General features: G+C 69.5%; 18 protein-coding genes. 10 read left to right on the top strand and 8 right to left on the bottom strand.

Annotated elements, in window-relative coordinates; genetic code table 11:
* The first annotated feature begins 11 nt into the window (after positions 1–11).
* Positions 12–1037, top strand: a complete 1026-nt coding sequence (locus tag ACFQY2_RS00090) for a LacI family DNA-binding transcriptional regulator (protein WP_378743547.1) — start codon at positions 12–14, stop codon at positions 1035–1037.
* Complete coding sequence (locus tag ACFQY2_RS00085; protein WP_378743546.1) at positions 1034–2140, top strand: glycerate kinase; 1107 nt, start codon at positions 1034–1036, stop codon at positions 2138–2140. The genes ACFQY2_RS00090 and ACFQY2_RS00085 overlap by 4 nt, the downstream gene beginning before the upstream one ends.
* A gap of 35 nt (positions 2141–2175) precedes the next feature.
* Here ACFQY2_RS00085 and pgm read toward each other — a convergent pair whose 3' ends face one another.
* Positions 2176–3819: a phosphoglucomutase (alpha-D-glucose-1,6-bisphosphate-dependent) gene (pgm, locus tag ACFQY2_RS00080; RefSeq protein WP_378743544.1), complete on the bottom strand. Its 1644-nt coding sequence runs from the start codon at positions 3817–3819 to the stop codon at positions 2176–2178.
* 130 nt (positions 3820–3949) lie between these two features.
* On the opposite strand from pgm, the gene pheA reads away from it, so the two are divergent.
* On the top strand, positions 3950–4903 hold the full coding sequence (pheA, locus tag ACFQY2_RS00075) for a prephenate dehydratase (protein ID WP_378743543.1): 954 nt from the start codon (positions 3950–3952) through the stop codon (positions 4901–4903).
* A gap of 235 nt (positions 4904–5138) precedes the next feature.
* On the opposite strand, the gene ACFQY2_RS00070 is transcribed toward pheA, so the two are convergent.
* Together ACFQY2_RS00070 and ACFQY2_RS00065 are read right to left on the bottom strand one after the other, a co-directional pair.
* Positions 5139–6068: an endonuclease domain-containing protein gene (locus ACFQY2_RS00070; RefSeq protein ID WP_378743542.1), complete on the bottom strand. Its 930-nt coding sequence runs from the start codon at positions 6066–6068 to the stop codon at positions 5139–5141.
* Positions 6069–6251: 183 nt separating this feature from the next.
* Complete coding sequence (locus ACFQY2_RS00065) at positions 6252–7292, bottom strand: LLM class flavin-dependent oxidoreductase (RefSeq protein WP_378743541.1); 1041 nt, start codon at positions 7290–7292, stop codon at positions 6252–6254.
* A gap of 91 nt (positions 7293–7383) precedes the next feature.
* Here ACFQY2_RS00065 and ACFQY2_RS00060 point away from each other — a divergent pair, with 91 nt between their 5' ends.
* From ACFQY2_RS00060 to ACFQY2_RS00035, 6 genes are all read left to right on the top strand, one after another.
* Positions 7384–8019 (top strand): phosphoribosyltransferase, encoded by a 636-nt coding sequence (locus ACFQY2_RS00060; protein WP_378743540.1) that lies wholly within the window; start codon positions 7384–7386, stop codon positions 8017–8019.
* 99 nt (positions 8020–8118) lie between these two features.
* The gene (locus tag ACFQY2_RS00055; protein ID WP_378743539.1) at positions 8119–9222 is read left to right on the top strand and encodes an ROK family transcriptional regulator; all 1104 of its coding nucleotides are present in this window, start codon (positions 8119–8121) and stop codon (positions 9220–9222) included.
* A gap of 98 nt (positions 9223–9320) precedes the next feature.
* The gene (locus ACFQY2_RS00050; protein ID WP_378743538.1) at positions 9321–10430 is read left to right on the top strand and encodes a sugar ABC transporter substrate-binding protein; all 1110 of its coding nucleotides are present in this window, start codon (positions 9321–9323) and stop codon (positions 10428–10430) included.
* 57 nt (positions 10431–10487) lie between these two features.
* Positions 10488–11306, top strand: a complete 819-nt coding sequence (locus ACFQY2_RS00045) for an ATP-binding cassette domain-containing protein (protein ID WP_378743537.1) — start codon at positions 10488–10490, stop codon at positions 11304–11306.
* Positions 11303–12565 carry a sugar ABC transporter permease gene (locus ACFQY2_RS00040; protein ID WP_378743535.1) on the top strand — a complete coding sequence of 421 codons (1263 nt, stop codon included), beginning with the start codon at positions 11303–11305 and terminating at the stop codon, positions 12563–12565. Before ACFQY2_RS00045 ends, ACFQY2_RS00040 begins: the two co-directional genes overlap by 4 nt.
* Positions 12566–12809: 244 nt before the next feature.
* The gene (locus ACFQY2_RS00035; protein ID WP_378743534.1) at positions 12810–14522 is read left to right on the top strand and encodes a cation:proton antiporter; all 1713 of its coding nucleotides are present in this window, start codon (positions 12810–12812) and stop codon (positions 14520–14522) included.
* 77 nt (positions 14523–14599) lie between these two features.
* Here ACFQY2_RS00035 and ACFQY2_RS00030 read toward each other — a convergent pair whose 3' ends face one another.
* The 5 genes from ACFQY2_RS00030 to ACFQY2_RS00010 form a co-directional block, all read right to left on the bottom strand.
* Complete coding sequence (locus ACFQY2_RS00030) at positions 14600–16018, bottom strand: dicarboxylate/amino acid:cation symporter (RefSeq protein ID WP_378743533.1); 1419 nt, start codon at positions 16016–16018, stop codon at positions 14600–14602.
* A 151-nt stretch (positions 16019–16169) separates the two neighbouring features.
* Entirely contained in the window at positions 16170–16388 is a 219-nt protein-coding gene (locus ACFQY2_RS00025; RefSeq protein ID WP_378743532.1) for a hypothetical protein, read from the bottom strand.
* The gene (locus ACFQY2_RS00020) at positions 16388–16633 is read right to left on the bottom strand and encodes a helix-turn-helix domain-containing protein (protein WP_378743531.1); all 246 of its coding nucleotides are present in this window, start codon (positions 16631–16633) and stop codon (positions 16388–16390) included. Before ACFQY2_RS00020 ends, ACFQY2_RS00025 begins: the two co-directional genes overlap by 1 nt.
* On the bottom strand, positions 16630–17238 hold the full coding sequence (locus ACFQY2_RS00015) for a DUF2975 domain-containing protein (protein WP_378743530.1): 609 nt from the start codon (positions 17236–17238) through the stop codon (positions 16630–16632). The genes ACFQY2_RS00020 and ACFQY2_RS00015 overlap by 4 nt, the downstream gene beginning before the upstream one ends.
* Positions 17239–17273: 35 nt before the next feature.
* The gene (locus ACFQY2_RS00010; RefSeq protein ID WP_378743529.1) at positions 17274–17900 is read right to left on the bottom strand and encodes a hypothetical protein; all 627 of its coding nucleotides are present in this window, start codon (positions 17898–17900) and stop codon (positions 17274–17276) included.
* A 229-nt stretch (positions 17901–18129) separates the two neighbouring features.
* Here ACFQY2_RS00010 and ACFQY2_RS00005 point away from each other — a divergent pair, with 229 nt between their 5' ends.
* Positions 18130–20658: an ATP-dependent Clp protease ATP-binding subunit gene (locus ACFQY2_RS00005; protein ID WP_378743528.1), complete on the top strand. Its 2529-nt coding sequence runs from the start codon at positions 18130–18132 to the stop codon at positions 20656–20658.
* Positions 20659–20802: the final 144 nt, after the last annotated feature.

The following is a 20802-nucleotide window of genomic DNA, read 5'->3' as shown; positions in this document are numbered from 1 at the left end:
AGGCTCAACGCATGACTGCTGAAGCCACGCGCGCGAGCGCACCGACGCTGCACGACGTCGCCCGGGTCGCCGGTGTGTCGCTGGCGACCGCCTCGCGCGTGCTGAACGGTTCCGATCGCAAGGTGGCGGATTCGTTCCGCGAGAAGGTGGAACTGGCTGCCGCGGAGCTGGGGTACATCCCGAACGTCTCCGCCCAGGCCATCGCCCGCGGCACCTCCCGGGTGATCGCACTGCTGGTCGCCGACATCGCCGACCCGTTCTTCGGGCTGATCGCCTCGGGTGTCGCGCGCGGCGCCGAGGAGGACGGGCTCATCGTCACCGTCGCCATCACCGAACGCGAATCCGAGCGCGAGGCCCGGGTGCTGCACGCACTGCGCGGGCAGCGACCCCGCGGCGTGATCCTGTCGGCCTCCCGCGAAGGCGCCGGCGATCCGGTGATCGCCGAGGAGCTCGCGGCCTTCCGCGCCCTGGGCAGCCGCACGGTCACCTTCGGCGTCGGCGGCGATCGCAGCATCCGCATCGACAATCGGGGCGGCGCGGAGCAGCTGGGTACGACGATGGCGCAGCTGGGCTACCGGCGCGCGATCGTCATCGGCGCGGCCGAGGGTGTGCGCACCTCCGACGACCGCCTCGCCGGCTTCACCGCCGGTTTCACCTCGGGCGGCGGGGAGATCCGGCGCGTCTACCGCGGCACCTTCGAGCGCGACTCCGGTGCGGCGTCCATGACCACCGCCCTCGCCGACGGCGTCGACGAGGGCACGCTCGTCTTCGCGCTGAGCGATGTGGTGGCGATCGGTGCCATGACGGCGATCCGGGATGCCGGACGCGCAGTGGGCGCCGACATCGCGGTCTGCGGATTCGATGATGTGCCGGTGAGCCGGGACGTCACGCCGCAGCTCTCCACCGTGCACGTCCCGCTCAGCGACCTCGGCTATCAGGCGTTCCGCGCCACGGTCGATCCGGAGTGGGAGCAGCCCGCGACAGAGCTCGAGGTTCTCGTGCGCGCCAGCACGCCCGGCCTCCCCGGGAGCGCATGATGCGGGTCGTCTTCGCTCCCGACAGCTTCAAGGGCACCATCACCGCGGCCGATGCCGCCCAGGTGCTCGCCGACGCGTGGCTCGGCGTCGACCCCGCGGTCGAGATCGTGCTGCGGCCGATGGCAGACGGGGGAGAGGGTACGGTCGCGGCGTTCGCGGCGGCGGTGCCGGGCGCCACCCGGATGCCGATCGTCGTCGACGGCCCGGCGGGGGAGCCGCTGCAGACGACGTGGCTGCTGCTGCCGGCATCGGATGACGCCCCGAACGGCGCGGGCGTGATCGATCTCGCGTCCACCTCGGGCATCGAGCTTCTGGATGAGCTTCGCCCGTGGGATGCCGATTCGTCCGGGTTCGGACAGGCCATCGCGGCCGCCATGGATCACGGCGTCTCGCGCCTGGTGCTGGGCATCGGATCGAGCGCGTCGACCGACGGCGGCATGGGGATGCTGCGCGCCCTCGGCGCCCGGTTCCTCGATGCCGCCGGTGCGGAGGTGGCCGCCGGTGCGCGCGGACTGGCCGCACTCTCCGGCGTGGATCTTTCCGGCCTGCGCACGGCACCCGAGGTGCTGGTGCTGACCGATGTGACCAACCCGTTTACCGGCCCGCGAGGCGCGGCGGAGGTGTTCGGCCCGCAGAAGGGGCTCACGGATGCCGTCGATCGCGCCGCTGTGGACGCCGGCCTCACCCGATTGGCCGCGTTGCTCGGCCTGGACGTCTCGGTTCCCGGGGCGGGTGCCGCCGGCGGCGTCGGAGGGGCTCTGGTGGCCTGGGGAGCGCGGCTGCTGCCGGGGGCGCGAGAGGTCGCGCGCCTGATCGGACTCGCGGACGCGATCGCCGACGCGGACGTGGTCGTCACCGGCGAGGGGGCGTACGACGGACAGTCCGGAGCGGGCAAGGTCCCGTCGTTCGTGGCGAGCGTCGCGGCGGACGCCGGTGTGCGCGCCGCCCTGGTCGCCGGCCGGATCGACGAAGATGCCGATACCGGCATATTCGCGGCATCCGCGTCACTGACCGAGATCGCCGGATCGTCGGCATCCGCTCTCGCCGAGACCCCGCGCTGGCTGCGCGAGGCCGGCGACGCACTCGCCCGCTCACTGACCTGACCCGAGCCCCGCGACAAGCGGGGTCCGCCGTGTCGTCAGCCCTCGAGCGCGGCGCTGACCACCGCGCGCGCCTCCTCCTGCACCTGAGCCAGATGCTCGGCGCCCCGCAGGCTCTCGGCATACAGCTTGTAGACGTCTTCCGTGCCCGACGGGCGGGCGGCGAACCAGGCGTGCTCGGTCTGCACCTTCAGCCCGCCGATGGCGGCGCCGTTCCCCGGCGCGTGCGACAGCTTCGCGGTGATCTGCTCGCCGGCGAGTTCGGTGGCCGAGACCGCCGACGGTGACAGCCTGCCCAGCGTCGCCTTCTGCTCGGGCGTCGCCGGGGCGTCGACGCGCTGATAGGCGGAGGAGCCGAAGGCCGCTTCCAGCTCGCGGTAGCGCTCTGAGGGCGACTTGCCGGTGACGGCGATGATCTCGGCCGCGAGCAGGCACAGCAGGATGCCGTCCTTGTCCGTCGACCACACGCTGCCGTCGCGGCGCAGGAAGGACGCGCCGGCCGACTCCTCGCCGCCGAAGGCCACGCTTCCGTCGAGCAGACCGGGGACGAACCACTTGAAGCCGACGGGCACCTCGAGCAGCCGGCGTCCCAGGGACTCGGCGACCCGGTCGATGATCATCGACGAGACGAGCGTCTTGCCGACGGCCGCATCCCGTGGCCATTCGGTGCGGTGCGAGAACAGGTAGTCGATGGCGACGGCCAGGTAGTGATTGGGGTTCATCAGACCAGCATCCGGGGTGACGATGCCGTGCCGGTCGGCATCCGCGTCATTTCCGGTGAGCACGTCGTACTCGCCCTTCTTCGCCACCAGCGACGCCATGGCGCTGGCCGACGACGGGTCCATCCGGATCTTCTCGTCCCAGTCGAGGGTCATGAAGCGCCAGGTCGGGTCCACTTCGGGGTTGACGACCGTCAGATCCAGGCCGTGCACGTCGGCGATGTGCGCCCAGTACTCCACCGACGCGCCGCCCAGGGGGTCGGCGCCGATGCGCACGCCCGCGTTCCTGATGGCCTCGATGTCGATGATCGACGGCAGGTCGCGCACGTACGCGTCACGGAAGTCGTAATCGCCGATGGTGCTGGCGTCGATGTCGGCGTAGCGGGTGCGCGCGACCCCGTCGAGTCCCGCCTCGATGAGCTCGTTGGCCCGCTGGGCGATCCAGCCGGTGGCATCCGTGTCGGCCGGCCCGCCGTGCGGAGGGTTGTACTTGAAGCCGCCGTCGCGCGGCGGGTTGTGCGAAGGCGTGACGACGATCCCGTCCGCGCGGCCGGGATCGGATGCCGCGCGGCCGCGGTTGTACGTCAGGATGGCGTGGCTGAGGGCGGGCGTCGGGACCCAGGCATCGCGGGAGTCGACGCGCACGTCGACGCCGTTGGCGACGAGCACCTCGATGGCGCTGCGCTCGGCGGGCCGCGACAGGGCGTGCGTGTCTCGGCCGAGGAACAGCGGGCCGTCGATGCCCTGTCCCCGCCGGTAGTCCACGATCGCCTGTGTCGTCGCCAGGATGTGGTCCTCGTTGAAGCTGCTCGACAGCGACGACCCCCGGTGGCCGCTCGTGCCGAAGACGACCCGTTGCCCGGCGAGATCCGGGTCGGGATGCCGGTCGTAGTAGGCGGCGATCAGCTCGTCGACGTCGATGAGATCCTTTTCCTCCGCGGGGAGGCCTGCACGGCTCGTCATGAGCTAAGTCTGCCGCGCGCGTGCCGCTCGCGCATCCTCGGCGTCCCGATGCGTCGTCCCCGGGCACGACGTCGGTCGCAGTGGACGCCGCCCCCGTAACCGACCGGATGCTCAGCACTAGGCTTGCGGGGTGACCGATCGCCGCACCTACAGCTACCTGGGCCCTGCTGGAACATTCACCGAGGCGGCGCTGGACCAGGTGCCCGAGGCGCGCGGCCACGACTGGAAGCCCGTGCACAACGTCGGCGAAGCCCTCGCCGACGTGCTCGAGGGGCGCAGCCATGCCGCGATGATCGCCATCGAGAACTCGATCGAGGGCGGCGTCTCCACCACGCAGGACGCGCTGGCCAACAACTCGGGGCTCCGCATCATCGGTGAGTACCTGGTCAACGTCGACTTCGTGCTGGTCGCTCCACCCGGCACCCGCCTCGACGACGTGCAGGTAATCGCCGCGCACCCCGTCGCCTACGCGCAGTGCCACGGCTGGCTGGACGCGAACCTGCCGAAGCACGCGCACGTGCCGGCGGCGAGCAACGTGGCATCCGCTCTGGGAGTCCTGGACGGCTCCCTGCCCGCGCAGGCGGCGATCGCGGCACCCGGCATCGTCCGTCATCAGGACGTCGAGGTGCTCGCCGAGCAGATCGGCGACAACGACAACGCCGTGACTCGCTTCGTGCTGGTCGCGCGGACCACGGTCGCGGGGGAGCCGACCGGTGCCGACAAGACCTCCCTGATCGTCGAACTGCCCGATGACCGTCCGGGCGCGCTGCTGGAGATGCTCGAGCAGTTCTCCACCCGCGGCATCAACCTGTCGCTGATCGAGTCGCGGCCGATCGGCGACGAGCTGGGTCGCTACCGCTTCGTGCTGGACGCCGACGGCCACATCCACGACGAGCGGATGGCCGACGCGCTGCTCGGCATCCGCCGCTTCAGCCCGCGGGTCGTCTTCCTCGGCTCCTATCCGCGCGCCGACCGCCGCATCGTCCAGTACCCCGACCGCTACGCCGACGAGATCTTCGTCGAGGCGCGCGACTGGCTGCGCGGCCTGATCGCGGGCGAGCCCGACGTGCCCGCAGACCTGTAGGCCCCCGCCCCGCCCCCCGCCCGCGCCGCACCCGCCCTCGCGCCGCCCTCGCGCGGCCCCCCGCCCCGCAAAGATGGAAAGCGCTGGTCCGAGGGCCTCCCTACCCACGTTTTCCATCTCCCACCCGGGGTCGCAGATGGATAACGCGGGTTCCGGGGCGTCCGTACCGACGTTTTCCAGCCGCGCAGCGCTCAGGCCGCGGTGCCGTGACGCTCAGGTCGCGGTGGCGTGACGCTCAGGCTGCGGTGCGAGCCAGGATCGCGCGCCGGACGCGGGAGAGGAACGCGCCGGATGCTGAGCCGAGGTCCTGCTGGGTGAGGCGGATGACGATCCACCCCCGGTCCTCCAGGTCGCGCTGACGCTGGATGTCGCGGCGCCACTGCTCCCTGCTCGTGCGATGCCCGTCGCCTTCGTATTCGATGGCGATCTTCAACTCGGGGTATGCCAGGTCGACGCGGGCGATGAAGCGGCGCCGGTCGAACACCTCGTGCTGCACGGCCGGTTCGGGCAGGCCGGCGTCCATGATGAGCAGCCGGGTCTCCGTCTCCTTCGGCGACTCCACGTTCGCGCGGGCCAGGGGAAGCGCGGCTCTGATCGTCCGGCACCCGGGAAAAGTGCGCCACATCCGGAGCCGCTCCGAGATCTCCGCTGCGCTCACGGGCGGCAGGTCCGGGCGCCGATCCGGGTAGTCGGATGCCGAGGTCAGCAGCGCATCGATCATGACCACGGCTTCACCGACGGTCAGGGCATCCGCGCAGGTGAACAGCGCGGCGACGGGATCGACCACGGGCATGCCGTCCACCTTCCAGGTCTGGGCGCGATCGAGCGTCAGTCGCCTTCCCCTCACGCCTTCGGTCTTCGGCGGCGTCCGGTCGAGAGGGACGGCCACCTCCACCGGCTCCCTCGCCGACCAGGCTTTCGGATAGGGCAGTCCCCACAGCCGTGCGGCGGTGCGCCCCACGTGTCTGTGGTGCGCCTTCAGCCTCGGGCGATGGCAGTCCAGCTGCTCGGCGAAGGTGCGAGGTGGCGACGCGGAGCGGATGCCGTGGAAGGGCCGGTGCAGGTCGGGGGTGTCGCGGCGCCATCGGCCGACGCCGACAGCATCCGCGGTTCTGACCGCGAACTGCTGACCGAGACTGACGGGGAGGGGGATCCGGTGGCGCATCTCGACATCGTGACTCCCCGCGACCCGGCCGGCGGCGCGCTCTCCGGTGACTGTGGAGAACTCGCCACCTCAAGCGACTGTGCAGGAGGTTTCCGGTGACGCGCTGTCATCCGCGGGCTGTGTCGCAGATGGAAAAGGCGGGCTACCGGGCCCACGGACCCGCGTCTTCCATCCGCACGCGGATCAGACCAGCAGCTCCAGGGTCTGGGCCCGGCCGGAAGCCGAGTCCAGGGGCTCGGATGCGTACGAGCCGGCGACGGGCGAGATCATGATCTCGTCGACTCCGTGCTGCGAGGCGAAGGATGCGAGCTGCCCGCGCACCGTCTCCGGATCGCCGACCAGCCAGTTCGCCCTGGCGCCGTCGATGATCGTCTGCTCCGCGGCGTCCGCTGCGTCGGCGAGGCCCTGCTGCGCCTGCTCCACCGTCTCGAGAGCGACCAGCGGCAGATTCCTGCGCAGCCGGGCCATCATCCGCAGCTGGGGCAGGGCCCGCGCTTCCGCTTCGTCGCTCGTGGGGGAGACGACCACATTCGCGGTGAGGAACGTGCGCGGTTCGGCGAGCGACTCGCTGGGCTGGAACGCCGACCGATACAGGTCGAGCGCCCGCTCCAGACCCTGACCGGCGAAGTGGTTCGCGAAGACGTAGGGCAGTCCCAGGGATGCCGCGAGCTGGGCGGAGTAGTCGCTGGAGCCCAGCAACCAGATCTCAGGCGCACCGGATGCCGCGGGTGTCGAGCGCACCGCGTACTCGCGTCCGGTCGTGAACTTCACCGCCGCACCCTCGGACCCCAGCATCAGCCCGATGTCCTGCACGTGCGAGGGGAACCGCTCCACGTCGCCGGCCGTGCCGGACTGGCGCAGCAGCTGAGTGATGACGGGGTCGCTGCCCGGTGCCCGGCCGATGCCCAGATCGATGCGTCCCGGGGCGAGCGCCTCGAGAGCGGCGAACTGCTCGGCGACGATCAGCGGAGCGTGGTTGGGCAGCATCACCCCACCCGATCCGACGCGGATGCGCGTGGTGCGCGCCGCAGCGGCGGCGATGAGCACCGGCGGAGACGTCGATGCCACGGACGGCATGTTGTGGTGCTCGGCGAACCAGTAGCGACGGAAACCGAGCTGATCGGCACGCTGCGCGAGGGCCATGGACGAGGTCACAGCCTGGGCGCTGGTCTGGCCCGTGCGCACGGGGACGAGATCGAGGACGGAGAGGATCGGAGCAGTCATCAAGAGAGGCAACCGCACCGGTGTCCCTGGCATTCCTCCAGGGGCTTGACCGGCGCGGTCGCGCGGCGTAGGCCGGGAGTCGGGTGATCTCATGTGGAACTTCGAGGACCGGATCGACGCAGGGCGCGAGCTGGCGAGGAGCCTGATGCATCGCACGCACGATGATGCTGTCGTGCTCGGCCTTCCTCGCGGCGGTGTGCCCGTCGCGGCCGAGGTCGCCCGCGGCCTGAACGCCCCGCTGGACGTGATCGTCGTGCGCAAGGTCGGCGCGCCCGGGCACCCCGAGCTCGCGATGGCCGCGGTCGGTGAGGAGGGCGCGGTGGTGCGCAACCCGGATGTCATCATGGCCGTCGGCGTGGGCGAGGAGGAGCTCGCCGCCGCCGAGCGTCGGTCGCGTGACGAGGTGGAGAGCAGGCTGAGGGCACTGCGCCCGGGGCGGTCGCCGGAGCCGATCGCCGGCCGGGTCGCGATCATCGTCGATGACGGGATCGCCACCGGTGCCACGATGCGCGCGGCGTGCGCCGTCGTCCGTGCCCGGGGTGCGAGCCGGGTGATCGTGGCCGTGCCGGTCGCCGCGCCGGATGCGCTCGCCGGGCTGGACGATGCGGACGAGATCGTCTGCCTCTGTGCGCCCTCCGACTTCATGGCGGTCGGGATGCACTACATCGACTTCCGCCAGACGACGGATGACGAGGTGAGCCGCCTGCTCGCCGACGACACTCGGTGATCGCGCGCTCGCCCTGCTCCCCGGTAGTGTGTCGTCGTGGCATCACATCGGCGTCCTCCCGGGTCTCAGGCTTCACTGCGTGAAGCCAACCGGCGTCGTGTGACCGCTGCGATCAAGAAGCAGGGCAGCCTGACGCAGGTGGAACTGGTCGCCGTGACCGGGCTGTCCGCCGCATCCGTCTCGAACATCGTCAAGGAGCTTGCGGCCGCGGGCATCCTGCGCACCACTCCCAGCATCCGCAGCGGCCGCAGGGCCACGCTCGTCTCGTTCGCCCGTGCGGTGGGGCTGGTCGCCGGAATCCATGTCGCGGCCCGCCACCTGCGGGTGCTGGTGGCCGACGTGAACGGCACGGTGCTGGGCGAGAACCACATGCCGCTCGCCCGAGATCATCGCGCGGACAACGAGCTCGATCGCGCATCGCTGCTGCTCTCGGACATCCTGGGCAATCTGGAGTCCGGGATGGACGAGCTGCGCGGGGTGGGCATCGCCGTCTCCGCACCGATCGACCGCGCATCCGGGCGAGTCGCGGGGCGCGGCATCCTTCGCGGCTGGACCGGTGTGGACATCGTGGAGGTCGTGCATCGGAGGCTGCGTCAGCCCGTGTTCCTCGACAACGCCTCCAACCTCGCGGCGCTCGCCGAGGCCAGGCTGGGGGCGGGCAGGGGAAGACGGAACATCGTCTACCTGGATGTCGGCGAGGGCGTCGGCTCTGGCCTGGTGCTCGACGGCAGGGTGCTCCGCGGCCACAACGGCACGGCGGGGGAGCTCGGGCACACGGTGATCATCGAGGACGGTCCGCTCTGCCGATGCGGCAACCGCGGCTGCCTGGAGGCGATCGCCGGCGGCCCGGCGATCCTGGAGCGTCTGGGCGACGCCGGCGGCATCACGAAGGTCAGCGATGTCGTCGTGCGCGCGATGGCCAACGACGGGGACTGCATCCGTGCACTGGCCGAGGCCGGACGGCACATCGGACTGGCCGCCGGGAATCTGTGCAACCTCTTCGACCCGGAGCGGATCATCGTCGGCGGGGATCTCGCACGGGCGGGTGAGCTGCTGCTCGGGCCCATCCGCCTGGCGATGGAGAACACCGTGATCGTCGAAGGGGATGCCGTGCCCGATGTCGTGCAGGGACAGCTCGGTCCTGCCGCCTCCGCACGAGGCGCGGCCGTGCGTGCGATCGACGAGACGAACGTGCGCGAGTGACCGTTGTAACGGATTGAGTTCAAGTCTTGACGTCAATGCGTGAAGCCTGACACACTCAGGACGTCGCCAAGGTGGTCGGCACAGCTATGGAGGTTTCGATGAAGAACATGACCAAGCGGACGCTGGCGGTCGGCGCCGCGCTCGCCCTTTCCGTGGGCATGCTCAGCGCATGTGCCAACGGCACGTCGTCTGGGGAGGAACCGGCCGATTCGGGCAAGGACGGTGCCGCGACGATCGGCCTGCTGCTTCCCGACAACGTCACCGAGCGCTATGCCAGCGCCGACAAGCCGTACTTCGAAGAGCGCGTGAAGGAACTGTGCGCGGACTGCAAGGTCCTCTTCGCCAACGCCGACGGCGACGCGGCGAAGCAGCAGCAGCAGGCCGAGTCGATGCTCACCCAGGGCGTCGACGTGCTGGTCCTGGACCCGTTCGACGGCAAGGCCGCAGCCGCCGTCGTGAACCAGGCCAAGTCCAAGAACGTCCCGGTCATCTCCTACGACCGTCTCATCGACAGCGCCGACGTCTCCTACTACGTGTCGTTCGACAACGAGAAGGTCGGAGAGCTGCAGGCGCAGGCCCTCGTCGATCAGATGAAGGAGCTCGGCCTGCCCGAGGACTCCGGCATCATCATGGTCAACGGCTCGCCCACCGACCCGAACGCCGCGCAGTTCAAGAAGGGCGCGCACAGCGTCATCGACGCCTCCGGACTGACCGTGCTCTCCGAGTACGACACACCCGGATGGGAGCCGCCGAAGGCACAGGACTGGGTGTCCGGTCAGGTGACCAAGTTCGGTGACAAGATCACCGGGGTTTACGACGCGAACGACGACACCGCCGGCGGCGCCATCGCGGCGCTGAAGGCCGGCGGCATCACACCGCTTCCTCCGGTCACGGGGCAGGACGCCTCGCTGTCCGGCATCCAGCGGATCCTCGCGGGCGACCAGTTCATGACCGTGTACAAGGCGTTCAAGCCGGAGGCGTACAAGGCGGCCGAGCTGGCTGTCGCACTGGCCCAGGGGGAGTCGCCCAAGGCGGACACCACGGCGGACACCGCCAGTGGCGATGCCGTCCCGTCGTTCCTGCTGAAGCCGGTCGCCGTGACCGTCGACAACATCAAGGACACGGTCGTCGCCGACGGCCTGTACACGATCGACCAGATCTGCACCGCAGCGTACGCGGACGCGTGCGCCACGCACGGTCTCAAGTGATCACCCCGCGGTGCCGGCGGTCCGCCGGCACCGCGGCCGCACAGCGAAGGAGCCGCAGTGGCTTTAGCATCCGACCTCGATGAGCAGTACGCAGCGGTGCGTGAGCCCGTCCTGTCCATCCGAGGCATCTCCAAGGGCTTCGGCGCCGTCAGAGCGCTGACCGACATCGATCTCGACGTCTACGCCGGGGAGGTCGTCGCCCTCGTCGGCGACAACGGCGCAGGCAAGTCGACGCTGGTGAAGATCCTCGCCGGCGTGCACCCCGCCGACAGCGGGGTGATCACGTTCAACGGCTCGCAGGTGTCCATCCCGTCTCCCACCGAATCCCGGGAGCTGGGCATCGCCACGGTGTTCCAGGACCTCGCCCTGTGCGACAACCTCGACGTCGTCGCCAATCTGTTCCTCGGGCGCGAGCGCGGTGGCTTCCTCGTCGACGAGGAGCTCATGGAAGAGCAGGCCTGGGCGCTGCTGCGCCAGCTCTCGGCCAAGATCCCCTCGGTGCGCATCGCCGTCGCCTCCCTCTCCGGAGGCCAGCGGCAGACGGTCGCCATCGCGCGGTCGCTGATCGGCGAGCCGCGCGTGGTGATCCTGGACGAGCCCACCGCAGCGCTCGGCGTCGCCCAGACCGCGGAGGTGCTCAATCTCATCGAGCGTCTGCGGGAGCGGGGGCTCGGCGTCATCCTCATCAGCCACAACATGGCCGACGTGCAGGCTGTCGCCGACCGTGTGGTGGTGCTCAGGCTCGGCCGCAACAACGGCGTGTTCCGCACCGCCGATGTCAGCTACGAGGACATCGTCGCCGCCATCACCGGCGCCACCGACAACCCCGTCAGCAGCCGCAGTGCCGCGCAGTCGAGCGAAGAGGACGCACAATGAGCGAGCAGACGAAGGACAACTCCGCGCCGACCACGATCGCGACCGATCTGCAGGACGAACGGGTGATGCGCGGCGAGGGCCTGCGCGGCGTGGTCAGCGGGTTCGGTGTGCGCGTGCGCACCGGCGATCTCGGCTCGCTGCCGGTGTTCCTGGGGCTCATCGTGATCTGGATCGTCTTCCAGATCCTCAACCCGCGCTTCCTCTCGGCGACGAACCTCGTCGACCTGACGCTGCAGTGCGCAGCGCTCGGTGTGCTCGCACTCGGCGTGGTCGTCGTGCTCCTGGTCGCTCAGATCGATCTGTCCATCGGGTCGCTCGCGGGTCTGTCCTCCGCGATCCTGGGCGTGACCTTCATCAGCTGGCAGTGGCCGATCTGGCTGTCCATCGTCGTCGCACTGGCCGTCGGCGCGGTGATCGGCTACCTCTACGGGTTCCTGTTCACACGGTTCGGGGTCCCCACGTTCGTGGTGACGCTGGCCGGGCTGATGGGTTTCCTCGGCCTGCAGCTGTGGGTGCTGGGACCGACAGGGACGATCAACCTGCCGTACAACTCCTGGATCGTGCAGTTCTCGACGAACTGGTTCCTGCCGCCGTGGCTCGCATACACGGTCGCCGGGGTCATCGTCCTCGCGATCGTCCTCAACGACGTCGCGAAGGCCCGGCGCCGCACGAGGGCGGGGCTCTCCACCGGACCCACCTCGCTCATCGTGATCAAGGCGGTCGTCATCGCGATCGTGGCCTTCGTCGCGATCGCGTGGCTGGCGACGAACCGTGGTGTCGCGGTGTCGTTCCTGCTCTTCATCGTCCTGGTCGCCGTCATGGCTCTGCTGCTGACGCGCACCCGCTGGGGGCGGTGGATCTATGCGGTCGGCGGGAACGAGGAGGCGGCGCGTCGCGCGGGCATCAACGTGCGCGCGATCTACATCTCGGCGCTCATGGTCGGCACGGTGCTGGCGACGCTGGGCGGTCTGATGCTCGCGGCGCGCCTCACGGCGGCGAGCATCTCCACCGGCGGCGGAACCACCAACCTGGTGGCCATCGCCGCGGCTGTGATCGGGGGAACCAGCCTGTTCGGCGGCCGGGGATCGGCGTGGTCTGCGCTGCTGGGGATCGTGGTGATCCAGTCGATCTTCAACGGGCTGACGCTGCTGAGCCTGGACTCGGATGTGCAGTTCATGGTCACCGGGGGAGTGCTGCTGCTCGCGGTGATCATCGACTCGCTGTCGCGCAGGTCGAGGGCGCAGCACGGCCAATCCTGATCGGGACATGACCGCCATCCGTGGGGACGCGATGGCGGGGTGGTGGACGGATGCGGCCGGCGGCCGGCCTTCGGGTCGACGCCGGCCGCAGGCGCGTGCAGGCCCGCCTGCCGCGTGGGCGCGGATCGGCTCCTGCCGCGTGCGCGGGCACGCTCGCGCGGAGCATCCGGACCCGCGTCGTTCATCTCGGCCGCGGCGGAACGGCATCCGTTTTCCCGCCGGATGCCGGCAGTAGCATTTCCGAATGGACGCCAGCATCTTCTTCGTCGTCGTCTGCGCGGTCGCCGTCGCCGCGATCGCCCGATGGAAGGGATGGCCCGCCCCGCTCCTCGTGACGGTGGTCGCGCTCGCGGCATCCTTCCTGCCGTTCGTGCCCAACCCGGCCATGGACGGGCACGTGCTGCTGAACATCGTGCTGCCGCCGCTGCTGTACTCCGCAGCGCTGGATGTGTCGTTCATCAGCTTCACCCGCGCGATGCCGCAGATCCGCCGGCTCGGGATCGGACTCGTCGTCGTCACGACGGTCGCGGTCGGGTTGATCGCCTGGTGGCTGTTCCCGGCGCTCACCCTGCCCGGCGCGCTGCTGCTGGGGGCGATCGTCGCGCCGCCGGATGCCGTGTCCGCGGCCGCCATAGGACGCAGACTCGGTCTGCCTCGGCGTGTGATGACCGTGCTGTCGGGGGAGAGCCTGATCAACGACGCCACGTCCCTGACGCTGTACCGGGTGCTGGCCGCCGTGGTCGCGGGTGCCGCGACATTCAACGCCTGGGCGACGATCGGGCAGTTCGTGCTCGCCGTGGTGGTCGGCGTGGTCGTCGGGGTGCTGTTCGGCGCCGGCATGCACCAGCTGCGGATGCGCAGCCAGGACACCGTCATCAATGGGACGGTCGGCCTGCTCGCGCCGTTCGGCGCTTATGCGATCGCCGAGCAGCTGAGCGGTTCGGGCGTGATCGCGGTGGTCGCGATGGGGCTGTTCGTCGGATTCAACGCCCCGCGCACCAGCTACACGACCCGGCAGCAGGAGGCGCCGCTGTGGCTGTCGGCCGACTTCCTGCTCGAGGCCTTCGTGTTCGCGTACATCGGGCTGCAGCTGCCGCGTGTCGTCGCCGACCTCAATGACGGTGATGTGTGGCCGGTGATCGGCCTATCGGCGGTGGTGCTGCTGGTCGTGCTCGTCGTGCGGCCGCTGTTCGTGTACCCCGCCCACGCGTGGGGGCAGTGGTGGACGAAGGTGCGCCTGCGGCGATGGGAGGCGATGAAGCGCACGCACGGCCAGGCACCGGTCGACGTGTCGCGGCGAGGACGCGAGCCGCTCACCGAGCAGCAGTTGCGCATGCGGCTCGTCGAGACCACGCTGTCCTGGCGCGACAACGCCGTGATCTCGTGGGCGGGTATGCGCGGCGTGGTCACCCTGGCGACGGCGCTGGCGGCAGCCGACCTCGCCGGGCTGGACAGCGAGGCCGCTCACGCGATCGTGGTGACCGCGTTCGTGGTGACGGTGGGCACGCTGCTGCTGCAGGGGCTGACGCTGCCGTGGCTGATCAGGCGTCTCGACATCGTCGACGACACCGAGGCCCGTGAGGATGCGGTGCAGCTGGCGGCCGTGCGCGAGCGGAGCCGGGAGGCGGGCAAGGCGTACCTGCGTGAGGTGCGGCGCAAGTGGGCGCAGGCGCACGGCGAGGGGCAACTGGCAGCGTTCGACTCGTACGCCCGCCGACTGGTGCGGACGGAGGCGGATGCCGAGACCACGCAGCTGGATGCACAGCCGCGGCTGACGTATGAGCAGTTCGTGGAGATCTCGAAGGGGTGGTTGGCCGTGCGCCGCCAGCTGCTGCTGGAGGAGCGTGACGCGGGCAACCTCAGCGAGGAGGTCATGCACGAGCTGATCACGGCCATCGATGCCGAGGAGCTGGCGCTGGACACCCGTGCTGCGACGCGGAGCCAGTCGCGCCCCTGAGGGTGACACGTCGCCCCTGACGTCGAGAGCGCCCCGCCCCCGGGTGGGGGGCGAGGCGCTCTCGCGCACGGGTGCTGTCAGCGGATGGCTGCAGGCTCCTTGCCGGACTCCGGGGCGGCGGCATCCGCGTCGTCCAGGTCCTCTGCGAACGGCAGGCCGTTGCGGGGAGCGTTGTAGAGCTCCTCGTCGAGGATGCCCTCGCGCTTGGCGACGATGGTCGGGACCAGCGCCTGGCCCGCGACGTTGAGCGCGGTGCGTCCCATGTCCAGGATGGGGTCGATGGCGAGGAGCAGACCGACACCCTCGAGGGGCAGGCCCAGGGTCGACAGCGTCAGGGTGAGCATGACGATCGCGCCGGTGGTGCCGGCGGTGGCGGCCGAACCGACGACCGACACGATGACGATCAGCAGGTACTGCACGAGGCTCAGCTCGATGCCGAAGAACTGCGCGACGAAGATCGCGGCGATGGCCGGGTAGATCGCGGCGCAGCCGTCCATCTTGGTGGTCGCGCCCAGCGGCACGGCGAAGGAGGCGTAGCCACCGGGCACGCCGAGGTTGCGCTCGGTCACGCGCTCCGTGAGCGGCAGGGTGCCGATCGACGACCGGCTGACGAACGCCAGCTGGATCGCGGGCCATGCGCCGGAGAAGTACTGCTTGACCGACAGGCCGTGGGTGCGCACGAGGATCGGGTAGACCACGAAGAGCACCAGCGCGAGACCGATGTAGATGGCGCCCGCGAACCAGGCGAGCGAGGTCAGCTTGTCCCAGCCGTACTTGATGACGGCGGAGCCGATGAGGCCGAAGGTGCCGATCGGGGCGATGCGGATGATCCACCACAGCACGCGCTGGATGATCTTCAGCAGCGACTCGGTGAACACCAGGAAGGGCTCCGCCTTCTTGCCGGCCTTGAGGGCGGCGATGCCGACGACCGCGGCGACCACGATCACCTGGAGGATGTTGAAGCCCACACCCGACGTGACGATCTGCGCGTCGGCGTCGAACGAGCTGTTGACGGTGAGTCCGAGGAAGTTCTGCGGGATGAGGCCCAGGAGGAAGTTCCACCAGGTGCCGACCGTGTACGGGGCGCCGGTCTCGAGTCCGTCGCCGGCCTTCGCGCCGGGCTGGATCACCAGCCCCAGCACGATGCCGATGATCACCGAGATGAACGCGGTGATCGCGAACCAGAGGAGCGTCTGACCGGCCAGGCGGGCGGCGTTCTGCACGCGACGCAGGTTCGAGATGCTGGCGACGATCGCCGTGAAGATCAGCGGCACGACGGCGGCGCGCAGCAGGGTGACGTACGAGCTGCCGATGCGGTCCAGCGTGTCCGACAGCACCGTCGGGTTGGTGCCGCTGGCGCCGAGGGACACGCCGATGAGGCCGACGGCGATGCCGAGTACGAGGGCGACGAGGATCTGGAACCCGAAGGAGGTCAGCAGTTTGCGAACCGGTCCTCGGGTGTCTGGCGCCTTCTGGGCGCGGGATGTGCTGCTCACGGGGACTCCATGTCTTCGCGCGCACGGTGCGCGCCACGAGAATCCACGTTAAGAGAGAACCGGTATTTCGGGCTTGACATGACGAAGGATGACGTAACGTCGCCGCCGTCGTGCGGCGCTCCCGGATGCTGCGGGACTCATCACCGGCACGTCACTGCCGGTTCCGCGGATGCTGCTTCGCGGTGCGTTCGTTGCCGGGCTTGTAGTTCCCGGTCCAACGGGCCATCGCGCCCTGCGGGTCGGCTTCCGCATCCGAAAGGAACTCCGCGGCACGCGCACCCCGCAGCGTCGTCACCCTGCGGCCGTGGTGAGAGATCGCGACGCTGCCGTCGGCGCGCGCGTCGTACTCGAACCCGTGCGCGCCGCCCATCAGTTCGTCTCCGAGGCGCTCAGCACCAGGAGGTCGCCGACCTCGCAGTCCAGCGCCTCGCAGATCGCCCGCAGCGTCGAGTACCGGATCGCCCGCGCCCGATCGTTCTTCAGCACCGACAGGTTCACGATGCTGACTCCGACCCGTGCGCTCAACTCGGTCAGCGTCATCCCGCGCTCGACGAGCAGCTCGTCCAGCCGGCAGTGGATGCCGGTGGCCTCGTCATCCGGATCCGCGGGACTCATACCAGCCCCTCCGTCTCGCGCTGCAGCCGCGCACCGACGACGAACACGGTGCCGATCACGGAGAGCGCGAACGCGGCGAGGATGAAGGTGAACGGCTCGATCGACATCACCGCCGTGTCCGTGGGGCCGTCGGTCAGCTGCGCCATCGCGGCATTCGCCAGCATGTTGTCGAAGAAGCGCGACGCCGCCGCACCGAGCAGTCCGATCATTCCGCCGATCGTCACGATCCGCGTGTTCGCGCGGCCGAACACGCGCCCGCGCAGAATGTTGCGGCTCAGCAGGATCAGGCAGGTCACGACCGCGATGATCGTGAGGGCGAACGCCAGTTGGCCGAGAACTCCCGGGACTGCGCCCATCATCCCCAGCGAATCGACGGTGACCGACGCGCGATCCAGCTGCACGGGAAGCGCGCCGCTCGGCAGGCGCGCCTCGGCAGGCGCGTCGAGGAACTCCACCGCCACCCGCACGTCTCGACCCAGCGACAACTCGGCGATGCGCAGGACCGCCTGCCAGACGGTCCACCCGGCGATCGCGACTCCGGCCACGATGAACAGCCACATCGCACCGGTGTCGCCCTTGCTGAGCGAGCGCTCCTGAGACTTCATGGCATCCCTTCCGTGATGACGATCGCCGCGGGCCATCAGACCAGTCCTTCCGTCTCGCGCTGCAGGCGGTTGCCTGCAGCGAACGCCATGGCGATGAGCGCCAGCGCGAAGCCCCAGCCGAGCGGTGCGAGATCGAGGTCGAGCCGGAACGCGGGGAAGGTCTCGTAGATGGCGGGATCGGCGGATGCCAGTGAGTCGACGATCATGGCGCGACCGATCGCCCCGGCCAGCTGCCCGAACAGGCCGCCCGCCACGACGAGGCAGGCGGCGACACCGATCGTCGTCGACATCGTGGTGCGGAACGGCCGTGCGCGGATCAGCGAGACGCCGAGCCACCATGCCACGGCGCACACCCCGATGGTGGCGAGCGCGGGCAGCGCACCCTCCAGGAGCAGCATCCATCGGGCTGTGCCCGTGATCGCGTCGAAGGCGACGTCGGCGCTGGCCGGTTCGGCGCCGCGGATGCCGTCGATCGTGCCGAGGTCCATGGCTTCGGCGCCGGTGAGAGGCATGCGCACCACGGCATCTGCACCGAACACGTCGAAGGCCCCCTTGACGACGGCGACGACGGCCGCTGCAGCGATGGACACCGCGCCGGTCGCGATGAGACCGAGCCCGAAGCCATCGGCTCGAGAGAGTGCGTATCCGTTCCGCCGGTTCATGTTCAGCCTCCGTATTAACGATTATCGTTGTTATCGACTCTCGTTAACATAACGACTGTCGATATGGGCGTCAAGGGGTGGGCGTCTGAACCCGCTGCGATCGCGCGACGACCGGGACAGGAGTGCGCTATGCCGACGGCGAACACGGCCGATCGGGCACCTCGCGCTCGTTACGCTCGATGTACACGGCGCAACCGCCGCTTCGCCCCGCGCGAAAGGAAGACACAGCATGTTCGAGAGATTCACGGACCGAGCCCGTCGAGTGGTCGTCCTCGCCCAAGAAGAGGCGAAGATGCTCAATCACAACTACATCGGCACTGAGCACATCCTGCTCGGCCTCATCCACGAGGGCGAGGGCGTCGCGGCAAAGGCGCTCGAGAGCCTCGGCATCTCGCTCGACGCCGTGCGCGAGCAGGTGCAGGACATCATCGGCCAGGGGCAGCAGCAGCCGACCGGCCACATCCCCTTCACGCCGCGTGCCAAGAAGGTGCTCGAGCTGAGCCTGCGCGAAGCGCTGCAGCTCGGCCACAACTACATCGGGACCGAGCACATCCTGCTGGGCCTGATCCGCGAGGGCGAGGGCGTCGCAGCCCAGGTGCTCGTCAAGCTCGGCGCCGACCTGAACAAGGTGCGCCAGCAGGTCATCCAGCTGCTCTCGGGCACCCCGGGGCGTGAGACGGCGTCCGTCGGCGCCCAGGCGAACGAGGGTCCCGCCTCGGCGCAGGGCGGTTCGCAGGTGCTCGACCAGTTCGGTCGCAACCTCACCCAGGCCGCGCGCGACGGCAAGCTCGACCCCGTCATCGGCCGCGAGAAGGAGGCGGAGCGGGTCATGCAGATCCTCTCCCGCCGCTCCAAGAACAACCCGGTCCTGATCGGTGAGCCCGGCGTCGGCAAGACCGCCGTCGTCGAAGGCCTCGCCCAGGCGATCGTCAAGGGCGTCGTGCCCGAGACGCTCAAGGACAAGCAGCTCTACTCGCTCGACCTCGGCTCGCTCATCGCCGGTTCCCGCTACCGCGGTGACTTCGAGGAGCGTCTGAAGAAGGTCACCAAGGAGATCCGCACCCGGGGCGACATCATCGTCTTCATCGATGAGATCCACACCCTCGTCGGTGCGGGCGCCGCCGAGGGCGCCATCGACGCCGCCAGCATCCTGAAGCCGCTGCTCGCCCGTGGTGAACTGCAGACGATCGGTGCGACGACCCTCGACGAGTACCGCAAGTACTTCGAGAAGGATGCCGCGCTGGAGCGCCGCTTCCAGCCCGTTCAGGTGAACGAGCCGACACTGCCGCACACCATCAACATCCTCAAGGGCCTGCGCGATCGGTACGAGGCGCACCACAAGGTGCAGATCACCGACGGTGCGCTCGTGGCTGCGGCGAACCTCGCCGACCGCTACGTCTCGGACCGGTTCCTGCCGGACAAGGCGATCGATCTGATCGATGAGGCCGGCGCCCGTCTGCGCCTCAGCATCCTCTCCTCCCCGCCGGAGCTGCGCGAGTTCGACGAGAAGATCGCGAAGGTCCGCGAGGACAAGGAAGCGGCATCCGAGGAGCAGGACTTCGAGAAGGCGGCCGCGCTGCGCGACCAGGAGAAGGAGCTGCTCGGCGAGCGGCTGCGCCTGGAGAAGCAGTGGCGTTCCGGTGAGGTCGCGGGCCCCGCTGTCGTCGACGAGGGCCTGATCGCCGAGGTGCTCGCACAGGCCACCGGCATCCCGGTCTTCAAGCTGACCGAGGAGGAGTCCAGCCGCCTCGTGTTCATGGAGCGGGCGCTGCACCAGCGCGTCATCGGGCAGGAAGAGGCCATCGCGGCGCTCTCCCGCACGATCCGTCGTCAGCGTGCGGGTCTGAAGGACCCGAAGCGCCCCTCGGGCTCGTTCATCTTCGCCGGCCCGACCGGTGTGGGAAAGACCGAGCTCGCCAAGGCCCTCGCCGAGTTCCTGTTCGACGACGAGGCCGCGCTCATCTCGCTCGACATGTCGGAGTTCGGAGAGAAGCACACCGTCTCGCGTCTGTTCGGCGCCCCTCCCGGGTTCGTTGGATTCGAAGAGGGCGGTCAGCTCACCGAGAAGGTGCGGCGCAAGCCGTTCTCGGTCGTCCTGTTCGACGAGATCGAGAAGGCGCACCCCGATATCTTCAACTCGCTGCTGCAGATCCTCGAGGAGGGTCGTCTGACCGACGGTCAGGGACGCATCGTCGACTTCAAGAACACCGTGATCATCATGACGACGAACCTCGGTTCGTCGGCGATCGCCGGTGGGCCGGTGGGCTTCCAGATCGAGGGCAACTCGCAGACCACCTACGAGCGGATGAAGGGCAAGGTCGACGAGGAGCTCAAGCGCCACTTCAAGCCCGAGTTCCTGAACCGTCTCGATGACGTGATCGTCTTCCCGCAGCTGGACAAGTCCGAGCTCCGCCAGATCGTGGGCCTGTTCACCAAGCAGCTGGGCGACCGTCTGCTCGACCGCGACATGACGATCGAACTGTCGGATGCCGCGAAGGACAAGCTCATCGACATCGGCTTCGACCCGACGCTCGGTGCGCGTCCGCTGCGTCGCGCCATGCAGCGCGAGATCGAGGACCAGCTCTCCGAGCGCATCCTGCACGGTCAGCTCGACGCCGGCGATCACGTGAAGGTCGACGTCGTCGACGGCAAGTTCCACTTCGAGCACGCTCCGCGCGGTGAGAAGGTCTCGGTCGGCGTGAACACCGGCGGTGGCATCTCGGCCACTCCGGACCTCGCGGCCACCGGCACGGACTGACCCCGACGCGCCGCTCCGGCGCATCGGGGCCCTCGCCGGCACGGTTCGAGGGCGGTGCAACCACACGAGAAGGGGGCGGATGCTGTGAACTGCTCCCTGGAAGTTGGACTGATGAATTCAGTTCCGACATCCAGGGAGCAGTTT

It is taken from the genome of Microbacterium sp. GCM10027623 (assembly GCF_042666935.1).
Classification (GTDB): domain Bacteria; phylum Actinomycetota; class Actinomycetes; order Actinomycetales; family Microbacteriaceae; genus Microbacterium.
The sequence above is the reverse complement of the archived record's forward strand: the minus strand, read 5'-3'. Positions and strand labels throughout refer to the sequence as shown.